The 15,047-nt window shown below is 68.4% G+C and carries 15 protein-coding genes; 10 read left to right on the top strand and 5 right to left on the bottom strand.

The window, feature by feature from the left end; translation table 11 throughout:
* Positions 1-20 precede the first annotated feature (20 nt).
* Entirely contained in the window at positions 21-167 is a 147-nt protein-coding gene (locus OG736_RS33570) for a hypothetical protein (RefSeq protein WP_327185709.1), read from the bottom strand.
* Positions 168-1,099: 932 nt separating this feature from the next.
* On the opposite strand from OG736_RS33570, the gene OG736_RS33565 reads away from it, so the two are divergent.
* From OG736_RS33565 to OG736_RS33530, 8 genes are all read left to right on the top strand, one after another.
* Complete coding sequence (locus tag OG736_RS33565) at positions 1,100-2,113, top strand: hydroxyacid dehydrogenase (protein ID WP_327185708.1); 1,014 nt, start codon at positions 1,100-1,102, stop codon at positions 2,111-2,113.
* Positions 2,114-2,322: 209 nt separating this feature from the next.
* Positions 2,323-3,417, top strand: a complete 1,095-nt coding sequence (locus tag OG736_RS33560; RefSeq protein WP_327185707.1) for a LacI family DNA-binding transcriptional regulator — start codon at positions 2,323-2,325, stop codon at positions 3,415-3,417.
* Between the two features lie 380 nt (positions 3,418-3,797).
* On the top strand, positions 3,798-5,129 hold the full coding sequence (locus OG736_RS33555) for an ABC transporter substrate-binding protein (RefSeq protein ID WP_327185706.1): 1,332 nt from the start codon (positions 3,798-3,800) through the stop codon (positions 5,127-5,129).
* A 10-nt stretch (positions 5,130-5,139) separates the two neighbouring features.
* On the top strand, positions 5,140-6,024 hold the full coding sequence (locus OG736_RS33550) for a carbohydrate ABC transporter permease (RefSeq protein WP_327185705.1): 885 nt from the start codon (positions 5,140-5,142) through the stop codon (positions 6,022-6,024).
* The gene (locus OG736_RS33545) at positions 6,024-6,938 is read left to right on the top strand and encodes a carbohydrate ABC transporter permease (protein ID WP_327185704.1); all 915 of its coding nucleotides are present in this window, start codon (positions 6,024-6,026) and stop codon (positions 6,936-6,938) included. The genes OG736_RS33550 and OG736_RS33545 overlap by 1 nt, the downstream gene beginning before the upstream one ends.
* Positions 6,935-8,527, top strand: coding sequence for a glycoside hydrolase family 43 protein (locus OG736_RS33540; RefSeq protein ID WP_327185703.1), 1,593 nt, complete (start codon positions 6,935-6,937; stop codon positions 8,525-8,527). The genes OG736_RS33545 and OG736_RS33540 overlap by 4 nt, the downstream gene beginning before the upstream one ends.
* 319 nt (positions 8,528-8,846) lie before the next feature.
* A complete protein-coding gene (locus OG736_RS33535; protein ID WP_327185702.1) occupies positions 8,847-9,914 on the top strand; it encodes a LacI family DNA-binding transcriptional regulator in 1,068 nt (355 codons plus the stop codon).
* A gap of 30 nt (positions 9,915-9,944) precedes the next feature.
* A complete protein-coding gene (locus OG736_RS33530) occupies positions 9,945-10,157 on the top strand; it encodes a hypothetical protein (RefSeq protein ID WP_327185701.1) in 213 nt (70 codons plus the stop codon).
* Between the two features lie 245 nt (positions 10,158-10,402).
* Here the strand turns inward: OG736_RS33530 and OG736_RS33525 are convergent, their stop codons facing one another.
* The 3 genes from OG736_RS33525 to OG736_RS33515 all read right to left on the bottom strand — a co-directional run bounded on the left by OG736_RS33525 (position 10,403) and on the right by OG736_RS33515 (position 12,342).
* Positions 10,403-10,660, bottom strand: coding sequence for a hypothetical protein (locus tag OG736_RS33525; RefSeq protein WP_327185700.1), 258 nt, complete (start codon positions 10,658-10,660; stop codon positions 10,403-10,405).
* Positions 10,657-11,520, bottom strand: coding sequence for an isocitrate lyase/PEP mutase family protein (locus OG736_RS33520; RefSeq protein ID WP_327185699.1), 864 nt, complete (start codon positions 11,518-11,520; stop codon positions 10,657-10,659). The genes OG736_RS33525 and OG736_RS33520 overlap by 4 nt, the downstream gene beginning before the upstream one ends.
* A 168-nt stretch (positions 11,521-11,688) precedes the next feature.
* Positions 11,689-12,342: a ThuA domain-containing protein gene (locus OG736_RS33515; protein ID WP_327185698.1), complete on the bottom strand. Its 654-nt coding sequence runs from the start codon at positions 12,340-12,342 to the stop codon at positions 11,689-11,691.
* Positions 12,343-12,846: 504 nt separating this feature from the next.
* On the opposite strand from OG736_RS33515, the gene OG736_RS33510 reads away from it, so the two are divergent.
* Both OG736_RS33510 and OG736_RS33505 read left to right on the top strand, forming a co-directional pair.
* Complete coding sequence (locus OG736_RS33510; RefSeq protein WP_327185697.1) at positions 12,847-13,479, top strand: VOC family protein; 633 nt, start codon at positions 12,847-12,849, stop codon at positions 13,477-13,479.
* Between the two features lie 310 nt (positions 13,480-13,789).
* A complete protein-coding gene (locus tag OG736_RS33505) occupies positions 13,790-14,185 on the top strand; it encodes a VOC family protein (protein ID WP_327185696.1) in 396 nt (131 codons plus the stop codon).
* A 10-nt stretch (positions 14,186-14,195) separates the two neighbouring features.
* Here the strand turns inward: OG736_RS33505 and OG736_RS33500 are convergent, their stop codons facing one another.
* The gene (locus tag OG736_RS33500) at positions 14,196-14,870 is read right to left on the bottom strand and encodes a helix-turn-helix domain-containing protein (protein ID WP_327185695.1); all 675 of its coding nucleotides are present in this window, start codon (positions 14,868-14,870) and stop codon (positions 14,196-14,198) included.
* Between the last annotated feature and the right edge of the window lie 177 nt (positions 14,871-15,047).

Below are 15,047 nucleotides of genomic sequence, written 5' to 3'. Positions count from 1 at the left end.
TCGAGACGCTGAACGTCGGACTACTTGAGGCCGGACGTCGCCGTCCCGGCGACGAAGCCGCGCTGAGCGACGAGGAAGAGCAGCAGGATGGACACGACATACATCACCGAGGCCGCGGCCTGGAGCTTGGTGACGGGTGTGCCGGCCGCGTTGACGTAGGTGGACATGACGGCCACGACAAGCATGGACCGGTCGGGCGAGAGCAGAAGTTGCGGGGCGAAGTGATGTCGTACCTGACGGTGGCGATCTTGACCCCGATGTCCGTCTGGACCCGCTTGATCAGTTCCGGGGAGATGTCGTCGGGCTTGACCATCAGCGTGACGTTCTCGCCCGGTCCCCTGACTCCGCTCGACACCTGCACCGCACACCCGTTGAGCGCCGCCGCGCCGGCCCCTGCGCCACCGGCGACCAAGGTGAGGAAGTGTCGGAGGCTGGGAGGAGTACCGGCGTGGGAGCACATGGGGGCCTCGGCTTCTGTTGCGGGAGGGCGTGAGTGTTGCGGACTCGGTGGACACGAGCGCTACGGTCGCAAGAGATGGCGTAGTAACAGGTAGGAACCGTTTGCTACGAGCGGTGGCCAGAGCTTCTTCCGCTCCCGGTAGCCCGTCAAGAGGCCCCGCAGACTTTCGAAAACTCTGCCCGCGGCCCACCTGCGATCCTGCGCACGAACCGTTGACACGTCGGCCGCGTACTACAGCCCATTGACCTGCAGAGATCGAAGGGATCACTCCAAGGGAAGCCTTAACAGAGGCGACCGGCGCGTGCCGCCGCCACGATCGGCCCCAGTGCGCGGCTTTCGACGAGACCGTGACAACCGGTTGTGGACCCACCCGTCTTCCGCACGTAGACCCACACGGCACTCACACCCCTCGTGCCCCGCGTATCTCACCGGTCGGAAGCAGGTCTCGCCTGCCCTCACATCCAAGGATGCCGGCCCTAAGCGCCACCTCAACAACCGCTCTGAGATGGCCATTTACTCGGTGGCCGCGCGAAGGTTTCCGCCCCGGCGATCGCCCGACTGATTGACCCCGCCTCTGCGCCAGATCTACGGTAGAAGACGCTTTCAGAAAACGTTTCCCACGCGCACCTCAGGAGAGTCATGCCCAGCGCCCAGCTGCCCAGGGCCGTGTTCGCCATGGATCCGGTGCACCTTCCCCTGCTGTTTCCGCCGCCGCTCGTGACCCGGCTACGGCAGTCGGCCGAGATCGCCCCTGCGCTCGTCGTAAGGGATTTCACCGATCCCACCGCGGCGGCGGCGCTGGCCGGCGCCGAGATCCTGATCACCGGCTGGGGTTGTCCCCGCCTCGACCCGGACATCCTCGATGCGACACCTCGACTCCGTACGGTCCTGCACGCCGCGGGTTCGGTGCGCTCCCTGGTCGGAGAGTCCCTGTGGAGCAGAGGGGTGACCGTCTCCAGCGCGGTGACCGGCAATGCCGTCCCGGTCGCCGAGTACACACTCGCGATGATCCTGCTCGCCGGAAAGGACGCCTTCGTCCACCGTGAGCGCTTCCGGCGCACCCACGCCCAGCCGACCCCCGCCGAGACCGCGACCACCGGCAACCTCGGCCGCCGGATCGGGGTCATCGGCGCCTCGCGTGTGGGGCGCCGCCTCCTGGAACTGCTGCGCCCCTACGACTTCGAGGTCCTCCTGCACGACCCGTACGTGGACCCGGCGGAGGCCGTCGAACTCGGCGCACAGCTGCTCTCTCTGGAAGATCTTCTGCGACACAGCGACATCGTCAGCCTGCACGCGCCCGACATCCCCGAGACCCGCCACATGCTCGACCGCGCCCGCCTCGCCCTGATCCGTGACGGCGGCGTACTGATCAACACCTCTCGGGGCGCCCTCGTCGACCACTCCGCCCTCACCGACGAGCTGGTCTCCGGTCGACTGCATGCGGTCCTGGACGTCACCGAACCCGAACCGCTGCCCGCGGGCTCTCCTCTCTACCGGTTGCCCAACGTGTTTCTCACCCCCCATATCGCCGGCTCCCTCGGAAACGAGCTGGAACGGCTCGGCCGCATCGTCGTCGAGGAGCTGGAACGGCTTGCCGACGGACGGCCTCTCGCCCACGAAGTACGGCACGCTGACCTGGCCCGGGTGGCGTGATCCGCAGGTCCGCCCCCTTGCCGACGCTTCTTGCCACGGCGATGGCCGGGGTTGTCCACAGGCCGATCCACCTGGCGGACCCTTGGGATACGGTTCCCGCACCGACGGGGGCCGGGCCCCTGCCGTGCTGATCAGGCAACGGCGAGGTCCGCGACCGTGGCCTCCATGGCACCCTCGTCGGCGCCCACGAACAGTGAAGGAGCCGCAACGTGAGTCAGCGCAGGACGACGGGTGACGCCGGCCGGGCGACCATACGGGATGTGGCGGAACGCGCGGGTGTGTCCGTGGCAAGCGTTTCCCGCGTGTTGTCGGGCAACTACCCGGTCTCCGAGGAGCTGCGGCGCCGCGTGATGAAGGTCGTCCGCGACCTGGACTACGTCACCAACGCGCACGCCCGCTCCCTGGCCGGCGGTGGTACTCCGACAGTGGCGATACTGATCAACAACATCACCGGTGCCGCGTTCGCCCACGTGGCGAAGGGCGTCGAGGGTGCGGCCACCCTGCGCGGCTGGCTGTCGATCGTCGGCACCACGGGCGACGACCCCGAACGCGAACTCGCCCTCGTCAACCTCATGCGCCAGCAGGGCGCGGACGCCGTCGTCCTGCTCGGCGGCGCCTACGACTACGACGAGTACCAGCTGCGAATGGCCCGGTTCGCCCGTTCCCTGGACGCGGCCGGCTCGCATCTGGTCCTGGTCGGCAGGCCGCCGCTGGAGGGGGACGTCCCGGCCACGACGATCGACTACGACAACGAGTCCGGCGCCTACGCCATGGCCAGCCACCTGCTCTCGGCCGGTCACCGGCGGATCCTGGTACTGCCCGGCCACGCTGAACTCACCACCGCACAGGGCAGGTTGAGGGGTGCCCGCCGAGCCTTCGAGGCATACGGGGTGCCGTTCGACCAGGGCCTGGTGCGGCACGGTCCGTACGACGACGAGCACGGGTACGCCGCGGTGCAGGCGGCCCTCCATGAGACGCCGGACTTCACCGCCGTGCTCGCCGGCACCGACATCGTCGCCGCGGGAGCCATGCAGGCGCTGCGCGGGGCAGGCCTGCGGGTGCCGGACGACGTGTCGATCACGGGTTACGACGACATCCCCCTGGCGTCCCAGCTCACTCCCCAACTGACCACGGTCCACGTCCCTTACGAGGAGATGGGCCGGGTCGCCCTGCGCGCGGTGGCGGACCGTCGGCAGGGTCCCGGGGGCGGCGCCCGGCGCAAGAGCGGAGACGCCGAGCACCTTGTCCTGGGCACCCATGTCGTCGTACGGGACTCGGTGCGACCTCCGAAGCGGCAACGCTGAGCCGCTGCGTCGACGGAGACATGCTCTTCGATCAGTTTTCGTAAACGTTTACCCCATGCATGCAATGGCGTGCGGAGCTCTCCGAGAGCTCCGCCCCAGACCTCGAAGCACCGCAGACAACTGCCCCTGAGCTGCTTCTCTGCAGGTCGCCACGGGCTCTCTCCGCCATGCGTCACGACGCTGTACCGCGTCGTACCGGCGCAATAATTTCCTGCACACCCCTTGATACGGCCGAAGCCGTCGGCCTACCTTCGCAGCAACCGTTTTCTACAACTTCCGCTACGCCGACGTCGTCCGGCCTTCCAGCCGCCGTTCCCGGCCAGTACCGAGCCGCTGTTCTCTCGTTCCGAGACGCCTACTTTCCGAAGGATCACGGTCAGATGAACTCCACCAGCCCCCGGAGAAGGTTCGCCCGCGCCACCGTGGCGGGTATCGCGCTGACAGGTCTGCTCTCCGCCTGCGGCGGATCGGGCGACGGGAACTCCTCGGCGTCCGGCCCGGTCACCCTTCCCTTCTGGGGCTGGGCCAACGGGCAGGAGGCGGTCGTCAAGGCGTTCAACGCCTCCCACAAGGACATCCAGCTGAAGTACACGAAGGTCACCGACCAGTTGACCATGCAGAAGCAGCTGACCAACGCCGTCAAGGCGGGCAACGCGCCCTGCCTCGTGCAGAACACCACTGAATACGTGACCAGTTGGGTGTCACAAGGTGCGCTCGCCGACATCACGAAGTACGTCGAACCGAGCAAGGCCAAGTTCAACGCCGGCTCCTGGGCGGCCGGACAGGTGCAGGGCAAGGTCTACGGTGTGCCGACCAGTTCGGCGCCCGCCTTCACCATCTACCGCACGGACGTCTTCGCCAAGTACGGCCTGAAGGCACCCACCACCTGGGACGACTTCATAGCCGCCGGCAAGGCGCTGAAGGAGCACGGCATCAAGATCACCAACTACGCCGGCGAGGACCCCAGCACCCTCGAGGTGCTCGCCATGCAGGCCGGCGCCCACTGGTACGCGATCGACGGAAACTCCTGGAAAGTGAATTTCCAGGACGAGGGCACCCTCAAGGCAGCGAAGGTGATCCAGGAGATCGTCGACAACGACCTCAACTCCACGCTTTCCTTCGCCGACTACGCCGCCGTGCAGCGCAACTACGACAACGGCGGCACCGCGACCCGGCAGATCTCCACCTGGCAGATGGCCGGCATGGTGCAGAACTTCACCAAGTCCTTCGGCAAGTGGGCGCTCTCGCCCTGGCCTGCGTTCGCCGGCGGGGCGGCCAAGACCCCCGCGGGCACCAACCAGAGCGGCGGTCTGACACTGGTGACCAAGCAGTGCAAGAGCCCGCAACAGGCAGCCGAGGCAGCGCTGTGGATGTCCACCGACACTGGTGCGGTCAAGACCATGGCGAGCCCGACCACGGGCAACGGCGTGATGCCGGCGCTGGCCGACAGCGACGTCTATGTCGGCGAGGCGATCTCCGACAAGCTGCTGGGCACGAACTACGAACCCGCCCAGCAGATCGTGAAAGACAGCCTGAACACGGTGACCACCGACTGGACCTTCGGCCCGGACTGGACGGCGATGTTCACCGAGATGCAGGCCGGCTGGGCCAAGGTCGTCAACAAGGACCAGAAGGTCACCGACCTGCTCGCACATATGCAGGAGTGGACGGTCAACGACCTGAAGTCCCGCGGTATCAGCGTCGAAGGCTGAGGCGCAGCCGGTGATTCACTCCCTGCGCTGGAAGGGCGCCGCGTTCACGCTGCCCTTCCAACTCGGCTTCGTGTTCCTGTATCTGGTGCCGATCGGCTACGCCGTCTACCAGTCGCTGTTCCGCACCCAGCAGTCCGGGCTCGGTCTGGGAGGCGCGTCGGAAAAGTTTTCCGGCCTGGACAACTACCAGCAGGGCCTCGCCGATTCGGCGTTCGTCAGCTCTGTCCTGCGTGTGGTGCTGTTCGCCTGTGTGCAGATACCGGTGATGCTCTTCGTCAGTCTGGTTCTGGCGCTGTTCCTTGACGCGCTCAGCTCGCGGGCGGCGAGCCGGTTCCGGATCCTGTTGCTGGTCCCGTACATGATCCCCGGGGTGGTTGCCGCCCTTGTGTGGATCAACCTCTACAGCCCGGACGTCGGTCCGCTCACCCCGCTGGGCAAACTGCTCGGCGCCGACTGGAACTTCTTCTCGCCGTCCATGGTCTGGCCGTCCATCGGCAACCTGCTCACCTGGCATGGCATCGGCTACAACATGGTGATCATCTACTCGGCGCTTCAGGCCGTGCCGCGCGAACTGTTCGAGGCCGCCCGGTTGGACGGCGCCTCGGAGGTGCGCATCGCCCGCAGTATCAAAGTGCCTTACGTGCGAGGGGCGTTGGTGCTTACCGGGCTCCTCTCCGTCATCCAGATGCTGCAGATCTTCAACGAGCCCGCGCTGTTTCGAAATGTCACTCCGCAGACCGTGAACGACAGCTTCACCCCGATCATGATCATCTACAACCAGGCGTTCAACGCGGGCAACTACCACTACGCGGCGTCCCTGTCGGTTCTGCTCGCGCTGATCCTGGGCTTCGCCTCCTTCCTCTTCTACCGGCTGACTTCGAGGGAGGCGGACTGATGACGCTCACCGAAGACCGCGCGCGGAGGAACCCTGCGCCGGCGGTGCGCCGCCGTACGGACCCCGACCTCGCCACCCGTTCGCAGGGCGGCCAGCGGTTCCTCCTTCTGGGACTGGTCCTGGCAAGCGCTTACAGTCTGTTCCCGGTGTGGTGGCTGATCGTCGCCGCCACCAAGGACCGCACCGGGCTCTCTCAGAGCAACGGCCTGTGGTTCTCCGGCATGCATCTGTGGAACAACCTGCATCAGCTGTTCACCTACGAGGACGGCATCTTCCTCCGTTGGACTGCCAACTCCCTTCTGTACGCAGGTGTCGGCTCGTTCGGCGGCACCCTGATCGCCCTCGCAACCGGTTACGGCCTCGCCCGCTTCGATTTTCCGGGTCGCGCCGTGGTCTTCGCCTGTGTGGTGGGTTCGTTCCTGATCCCGATCGCCCTGCTCACGCTGCCGCTGTATCTGCTGTTCTCGGAGATCGGCCTGGTCGACACTCCGTGGGCGATGCTGGTCCCGTGCCTGATCAATCCGTTCAGCGTGTATCTCGCCAAGGTGTACACCGAGGCGACGATCCCCTTCGAACTCCTCGAGGCGGCGCGCCTCGACGGCGCGGGCGAACTGCGCATCTTCGTCAGCATCGTGCTACGCATGATGACCACGGGCGGCGCGACCGTGTTTCTGCTGGCCTTCGTCAACACCTGGAACGCCTTCTTCCTGCCCCTGACCGTGCTGCGCGGTGAGGAGAACTGGACGCTCAACATCGGTCTCTACAACTGGAGCGGCAAGCGGCTGGAATCCGGTGTCGACCTCACGAGCCTGGTGCTGACCGGCGCACTGCTGTCCATCGTGCCTATGGCGATCATGATGGTCGCGATGCGTCGCTACTGGCGGACCGGGGTCACGCTGGGGGCGCTGAAGTGACCGTCCTGCACAACCCTGTGATACGTGGTTTCGCGCCCGATCCTTCCCTGATCCGGGTCGGGGACTGGTACTACGTGGCGACCAGTTCCTTCGAATGGTTCCCGACGATCCCGATCCACCGATCACGTGACTTGGCGCACTGGGAGTACGCGGGCCACGTCCGAGGTGCCGCTCCGGGCGGGACGTTGGCCGGTGTCCCCGACTCGGGCGGCATCTGGGCGCCGTCGCTGAGCTGGGACGGCAAGCGTTTCTGGGTGGTCTACACAGTCGTACGGTCCGTCGGCACGCCGTACTTCGACCAGGACACCTACGTCACCACGGCCACTGACGTGACCGGCCCCTGGGCGCCGCCACGCCGCGTCGCGAGTCACGGCTTCGACCCCGCCCTCTTCCACGAGGGGGGCCGTCTGTGGCTGCTCAACCTCCAGAACGACCACCGCCCCGGCGGAGCGCGCTTCGCGGGTATCGTCCTGACGGAACTGGACCGCGGAACGCTCACCCCGCTCGGTGTCACCCATCTCCTCCTTCAGCACGAACAGCTCATCGAGGGGCCGAAGTTGCTCGCCCACGGCGGGTGGTACCACCTGGTGGTCGCCGAGGGTGGAACCGGTTTCGAGCACGGTGTCCGTACAGCCCGCAGCCGTACTCTCACCGGGCCCTACGCACTCGACGACCGCCCGTTGCTCACGTCACGCGACGACCTGCAGCTGCCGCTGCAGAAGGCGGGGCACGCCGAACTGGTGGAAACGCCGGACGGCGAGTGGTTCCTGAGCCACCTCGCGGCCCGCCCCCTCCACACGGGAAGCGGCCTCCGCTGCACCCTCGGCAGGGAGACCGCGATCCAGGCGGTGACCTGGGACACGGAGGGCAAACCCCGTTTGCGGCAGGGTTGTTGGCATCCAGAGGTCGAAGTGGAGGGCCCAGCGAGTACGTACGAGGTTGCCCAACAGACATATAGCCGGGTTGTGTTGGGCTGGCCGTGGAGCACGCTGCGCGAAGCGCCGGACCCCTCCTGGACGGATCTCGTCTCCCGTCCCGGCTGGATCCGGCTGCGCGGGCGGCACGGTCCGGAGTCGCGATGGACGCAGAGCCTGCTCGCGCAGCGTCTCACCGAGCACCGCTGCACCGCCCAAGTCACCTTGCAGGCAGTGCCGTCGACCTTCACTCAGGCCGCGGGACTCATCCTTCGCTATGACGCGGAGGCGTACCTCTCCCTCGATCTGACATGGGCGGAGCCTGCGGCCGAGCCGCAGCGCGGTCAACAGTGGCGCGGTGCGGGACGGACGGTGCTCAGTCTGGTGGAGCGCGACGAGAAGGGTGCGCGACAGGCGGCAGTCGTGGATGTCGACGCGAATGCGCCGGTCACTCTGGGTGTGACGGTTTCGGGGGCGGAGGCGCAGTTCTGGTACCTGCGCGGCGGGGTACGCACTCCGGTCGGTCCGCCACTGGACGCCGGCCGACTGTCGGACGATCACGGCGACCGGCTGCGCTTCACCGGCACCCTGGCCGGGATCCACGTCCGGGACCTGGTCGATGCGTCCTTCACCGCCGACTTCCGGGACTTCCGGCTGGCCTGCACCCCGGCATGAAGACACCGTGCCGTCCGGGAGCCACGGCAGCGGCCCTGCCGGCATGTGCCGACTCGGCTCACCCGGCCCCGTCAGACGACCGTCTCCGCTGCAGACCGCCCTCGTTCCCGGGCGTCTGTCCCCTCGAGCAGCGCCGAGCGTCGGGTGTTTCGGAAGTTCCTGCGCTCAAGATCCCGCGTTTTCCGGAGTCTTCACGTCAAGCCGAGGCACACCTAGGATAGCAAGCGCTTTCTGTGAGCTGTCTGTTTCCGAATCGGCTCCGAAAGGGCGCTGGTCGAACTTTCGCTGGCCTTCGGGCGGGCCGGAGAGGTGGTTCCCGATGGTGCGCACGGCAAGTGCGAGTGCGAGCGTGACGGCTGGGCCGACCCTGGCGGTCGTGGCCCGCGAGGCGGGGGTGTCGGTACCGACCGCCTCCAAGGTGGTCAACGGCAGGGAGGATGTCGCTCCCGAGACCAGACGCCGGGTGACGGAAGCGCTGGACCGGCTGGGCTATGTACGCAGACCACGCTTCGACGCGACCAAGCCGCCCAGGCTGATCGACCTCGTGGTGCACTCGCTGGACAGCTCCTGGTCGGGCGCGGTGCTGCACGGCGTGGAGGAGGCGGCGCATGACGCGGGTCTGGACGTGGTCGTCTCCGCCGCCCTGTCCCGCACCCGTGTCGGCCGCCCGCAGCGCGGCTGGTTGGACAAGCTGACCGTGCGCGGGTCGGCCGGAGTGCTGTTCAACCTGACGGAGTTGACGGTCTCTCAGTACGCCTGGCTGGAGCAGCACCGCACCCCGTTCGTGCTGATCGACCCGGTGGTCGAGCCGCCGCCCGGGGTGGTGTCGGTGGGCGCGGCGAACTGGCAGGGCGGGGTGACGGCGACCGAGCATCTGCTGGCGCTCGGCCACGAACGCATCGCCGTGATCTCCGGCCCGCGCCGCAAGATGTGCAGCAGCGCACGGGTGGCCGGTTACCGCTCGGCCCTGGTGTCGGCGGGAATCAGTTACCGCCCCGAGTACCTTCGCAACGGCGGGTTCGACGAGTCCGTCGCGCACCGGCGTATGCATGAGCTGCTGGATCTGCCCGAACCTCCGACAGCGGTCTTCGTCTGTTCCGACCACATGGCCCTCGGTGCCTATCTGGCTCTGACGGAAAGGGGGTTGAGGGTGCCGTACGACGTCAGTGTGGTCGGTTTCGACGACTTGCCGGAGTCCCGATGGGCCACCCCGGCTCTCACCACCGTGCGCCAGCCGCTGGCGGAGATGGCAGCAACGGGGTTGCGGTTGTTGCTGCGGATGATGGACGGCGAGCACCCGGAGGGGACGCGGACGGAGTTGTCGACGCGGCTCGTGGAGCGGGCGAGCACGGCTCCACCGCCGACGGGCAAAGACGTGAAACGGTGACCTCTCGGCGTTACTGATCGTTTTCCGGGCATGAACCTCAGCACGCGCGCCACAGTCCTGTTCGTCGTTGTGTCCGCCGTCCTCATCACCGTCATGGGGACGGCCCAGGCCGCGACTCTCGGTGCCGTCCCTCGGGACGCCACCGCTCACGCCACCGTCAGTGATCCCGGTGACGAGACCGGCGACGAGCCCGAAGACGTCGAGCTGGACGAGGCCGGACGCCCTGACGTCGAAGAGGACTGACACCCCGTTCGGCAACCTGGTCGCCCGGGCCGGGCCGCTCGCGTGCGTCGGCACGTCACGAGCGTCTCGGCCGCGGCCGGTGCGCCCGGCCGTCACCGTGGCCACCGCTGCGATGCGTTTCTTCACCGTGGGGGCCCCGTCCGGCAGCGGAGCGCTCGCTCGGATTGCCGAGAAAATCGTCGTAACAGACTGCGGAAGGCCGGGCGCCACCATCACGGTGACTCCCGGCCGGTGATCTCCTCGCCTCAGTCCTCACCCCGGTCCGGCGCGCCGACCAGCGCCTCCATCATGTCGACAGCGCTTCCGTCGTGGTCGCTGCCCGCGGTGCCGCTGCTGCCCTGCTGCACGTTGGCCGCCCGGTCGACCTCGAGGATCGAGTCGGCGTGCGAATTGTCGATCACGGTGATCAGGCTGCCTTCGGCGACCGCCGGCGCCGCGGCGGCGCCCAGCAGGGCGGCCACCAGGACCGTCGCCTTCCCGAGCCGGTGCGCGACCGGGCTCACGCGTGCAAGCTCTCGGGCGCGGTGCGCAGGCGCGCGATGTTCCGCTCCAACAGCTCGGTCGAGGCCCGCACGCCGATGCCGCTCGCCGCGTCCACCTCGGGAAGCCTGCCGTCGGCGCGCTTGAGGTCGGCGAGCGCGGAGTCCATCGCCGCGTGCGCCGCGAAGAGACACGGCGTGCTGTAGATCGCGACGTTCACGCCCAGGTCGGACAGTTCGCTCAGCGAGAGCCTGGGGGACTTGCCGCCGGCGATCTGGTTGAACAGCAGCGGCTTGTTCCCCACCACGTCACGGATCCGGCGGATCCACTCCACGGTGCGGACCCCGTCGACCAGGATCACGTCCGCGTCGGTGGCGGCCAGCGTGGCGGCCCGCCGCAGGATGTCGTGCTCGTCGGTGGCGTCCGTACGGGCCACCACGACCAGGTCGCGCCGGGTGGCCAGCACCATCTCCAGTTTCGCCAGGTACTCGTTCAGCGGCAGGACCTGCTTGCCGTCGGCGTGCCCGCACCGGCGCGGCCGCTTCTGGTCCTCCAGGATCACGCCCGAGGCCCCGATGCGCTCGAGGCCCTCCACCACATGACAGGCGACCTCCGGATCGACGTACCCGTCGTCGATGTCGACCAGCAGGTGCTGCTGCGGGAACGCGCCCCGCAGCCGCTGGACGAACGCCACCATGTCCGGCCACGCGATGAAACCGATGTCCGGCAGCCCGTAGTGCGAGGCCGCGAAGCCGAAGCCCGAGACGAACATCCCGTCGTAGTGCTCCGCCGCGATCGACGCCGAGTACATGTCGTACACGCCGATCAGCGGGGTCGTGCCCGGGTCGGCGATCCGCTCCCGCAACTTGTTCCCGTAAGTCACCGTCCGGCTCCTCCAATGGAGTCGAGGGGTCAACACACCAGGTGCAAGAAAGCCGTTGCGACACAACAGCCCTTTACGAAGACAAAAGGATCTCTATGTCGACGCGCGGCTTCCTCCATGTGAAGGCTTTGCTCACCCCAATGGCGCAACCGGTTCACCGGAGAAACGTCACTGGTCCCGAAGCCGTGCCGCCCAGGCGATGCCGCCGTCCAGATGGGCACGGAAGTGAGGGTCGGCGTAGGCCTGGGAGGCGTGCCCGAGGGCCGTGTAGAAAACGCGTCCCCGGCCTTGCTCACGGCACCAGACCAGCGGGTGGTCGGCTCCCATTCCGGCCCCCGTGTAGGACGACTCGTCGGCGACGGCGAGAACTCGCACTCGCCCGCGCGGGTTGGCGCGGAAGTCGTACCACTCGTCGGTGAAGTCCCAGACGGCCGGCAGCGAGCGGGTGGCGGGGTGGTCGTGGTCCTCGATCACGACCTTGCCCGACTGGTACTCGGGGTGGCGGGCGAAGCGGGCGCCGAGGAGTTCGCCGTAGTACGGCCAGTCGTACTCGGTGCAGGCCGCCGCGTGCACCCCGACGAACCCGCCGCCCGCCTCGACGTAACCGGCGAGACGTTCCTGCCCTGCCGTGGTCAGCACCTCGCCGCTGGTGGAGAGGAAGACCACGGCCGCGTACCCGTCCAGCGAGCCCTCCAGGGCCGCCGGGTCCTCGGTGTGGTCGACGGCGAACTCGCCCAACCCGCGTACGGCGGCAATGGCGTCCGGGATGGAGTCGTGGCGGTAATCGGTTGTGCGGGTGTACACGAGCAGGCGGGCGGTCATGGGGACGAGCCTAGGCGGAAGGAAGTTCGGGTCCCAGGGAGATGATCAGGACGAAAATTTCGAGGGTGGGCGTTGTTCTCGGCATCGGTGGGACGGGCTCGGCCCTGAGCCGGACGTCGGCGCTCAGGCCGGGTGAGACCCGCGCGCATGCGTCGTCAATCGTCCGGTCGGCGCGCCAGGCCGCGGAAGACCTGAACCTCAGATCGGCTGCTGAGCAGGGGTGGTATCCGGTTGCTCGTGTTCGCGCAGGTTCCCCTGAGGGGCCCGATACTTCCGCGGGAGGCACCGGTGCAAGCGAGTCCACCGCTTTCATCTGGTTTCCGACGCCGACCGCCGCCGCTCGCCCCCGGCCGTCACCGACGACGAGCGCGGATCAGCAGCCGCGCCGGCCGCGCGGGTGAGGCGTGGGTACCGAGCAGCGCATGGAATCCGCACCCCAGCCTGCCGCACAGGCGTTCCATCGGCGCGGCCGTTCAGGAGACCGGGCGCGTAGGCTCGGGCAGGATGAACACCATTCCCGCACGCCTCGACCACATCGTCCTCGCAACGCCCGATCTGGCGGCGACGGTCGCCGAGTTCACCCGGCGCACGGGAATGGCCCCTGCGCCGGGCGGGGTGCATGTCGGGCTCGGTACCCGCAACTACCTGGTCGACCTGGGGCATCGCGCATATCTGGAGATCATCGGCCCGGATCCGGATCAGCCGACGCCCTCCTACCCGCGTCCCTTCGGCGTGGACGCGCTCGCCTCCGCGCGGACGATCACCTGGGCCATCAGCCCGCCCGATCTGGACGCGACGGTCGAGGCCGCCCGCTCGAGGGGCTACGACACCGGTGACGTACGGGAGATGAGCCGGCGTCGACCCGACGGCACCCTGCTGCGATGGCGGCTGACCGACGGCGGCTCCCCACATCCGTCCGGCCTGGTGCCCTTCCTCATCGACTGGGGCAGCACCACCCATCCCTCCGCCTCAGGCCTGCCCGTCAGCCCCCTGCTGGAGCTGACCGCCACCGCTCCCGACCCCGAGGAGGTCCGCCCCGTGCTGACCACCCTCGGCACCGACCTCGCCCTCACCGAGGGCCCGGCGGGATTCTCGTTCACGGTGGACACACCCAACGGGCCGGTGACCTTCCGCTGACCCGGTAGCCCCCGCCCTCAGAAAGCGCAGCCGTCCGCGCCCGGCCGCTCAAGGGACGCAGAGCGGCACGGTCGAGGTCGGCATCGGTGCATCTCGCGACGGCGACCGGCCTCTCCTCGTGCGGACCTCGTGGCCAGCGGCCGAGAAGGTGATCGGTAACGACGCTCAGCCGGCCATCGGGACGGCGGGGTTCCGTGTCCGCCCGTCGGGCATCCGCCCACCGGCGCCGTCCGGGTGTACGGAACGGTTTTCCGGGGGCGTGTCCGTTTCTTTCAAGACCAGCCGCGGCAGTGCTGCCTACCGTTGCCCCATGAGTCCACGATTCGATGCCATCGGCCTGGTCGTATCCGACATGGCCGCGTCCGTCTCCTTCTACCGTCGGCTCGGTTTCGCGTTTCCCGAGGGGGCCGAGCATGAGCCGCACACCGAGGCCGAACTCCCCGGTGGACTGCGACTGTTGCTGGACGCCGAGGACACCGTCCGCTCGTTCAACCCGGGATGGCAGCGGCCGTCCGGGGGTGGTCGGACCTCGCTCGCGCTGCGCTGTGACACACCGGGCGAGGTCGACACGGTGTACGAGGAGTTGCTGGGCGCCGGCCACCGAGGCGACCTGAAGCCGTGGGACGCCTTCTGGGGCCAGCGCTACGCCGTCGTGCTCGACCCCGACGGCAACGGCGTCGACCTGTTCGCACCGCTCCCTCAGTAGCGCAGCCCGCTCAGCGCAGGAGGGCGCCCAGCGTGAGGCCCGTGAACTCCCGCACCTCCCGGGAGAGATGGGCCTGGTCGGCGTAACCGGCCCGGTTCGCCGTGTCCGAGTACGGCACACCCTGCCGGGCCAGCGCCAGAGCCCGTTGCAGGCGCAGGATCCGGGCCAGCGTCTTGGGACCGTAGCCGAAGGCGGACAGCGAACGGCGATGCAACTGGCGCGCTCCGAGGCCTAGTTCGTCGGCCGTCTCGGCCACCGCCCGACCTGCGGCGAGGGCGGCGACCAGTCGGCGCAGCGCCCGGTCCGGTGGCGCCGCCCTCTCCAGGGCCAGCTCCTCCAATGCCACCGCCGGGTGCGGGGCCGCGGCGACCCGGTCGGTGAGGCGACGTACCTCCGCTACGGTCCACAGGTCGGCCAACTCGACACGGCGGTCGCGTAGTTCATGGGCCGGTACGCCGAGCAGCGCGGGCGCGGTGCCGGGGAACAGGCGGATGCCCGCCCAGCTCACAGGCGGGCCGTCGGGTACGTGAGCGCGGGTGTCCGGTCCGGCGACCAGCAATCTGCCTTCGCGCCACAGCAGGTCCATACAGCCGTCGGGGAGCACGGGAAGCGCCCCGGATGCCGCGGACGGCGTGTTCGTCCACACCACCGCTCCGACCAGCCGGGAGGGCCGCTCCTCGTACATGTACGCCAGGCTACGCCGCCGGGATCCGGGGCGCCGGTACGGAGCCGCTGCGCTTTCTGTCCCGCTTCCACCAACGTCTCCTGGGTGGATAGGGCCGCCGTCCGTGCAGTGCAGCAGCGTCCGGTACCCGGCCGGAAACCGGATTCCCCCCATGTCGCGGCGCTCCGACGCTCCACC

It is taken from the genome of Streptomyces sp. NBC_01334 (assembly GCF_035983595.1).
GTDB lineage: Bacteria > Actinomycetota > Actinomycetes > Streptomycetales > Streptomycetaceae > Streptomyces > Streptomyces coriariae.
The sequence above is the reverse complement of the archived record's forward strand: the minus strand, read 5'-3'. Positions and strand labels throughout refer to the sequence as shown.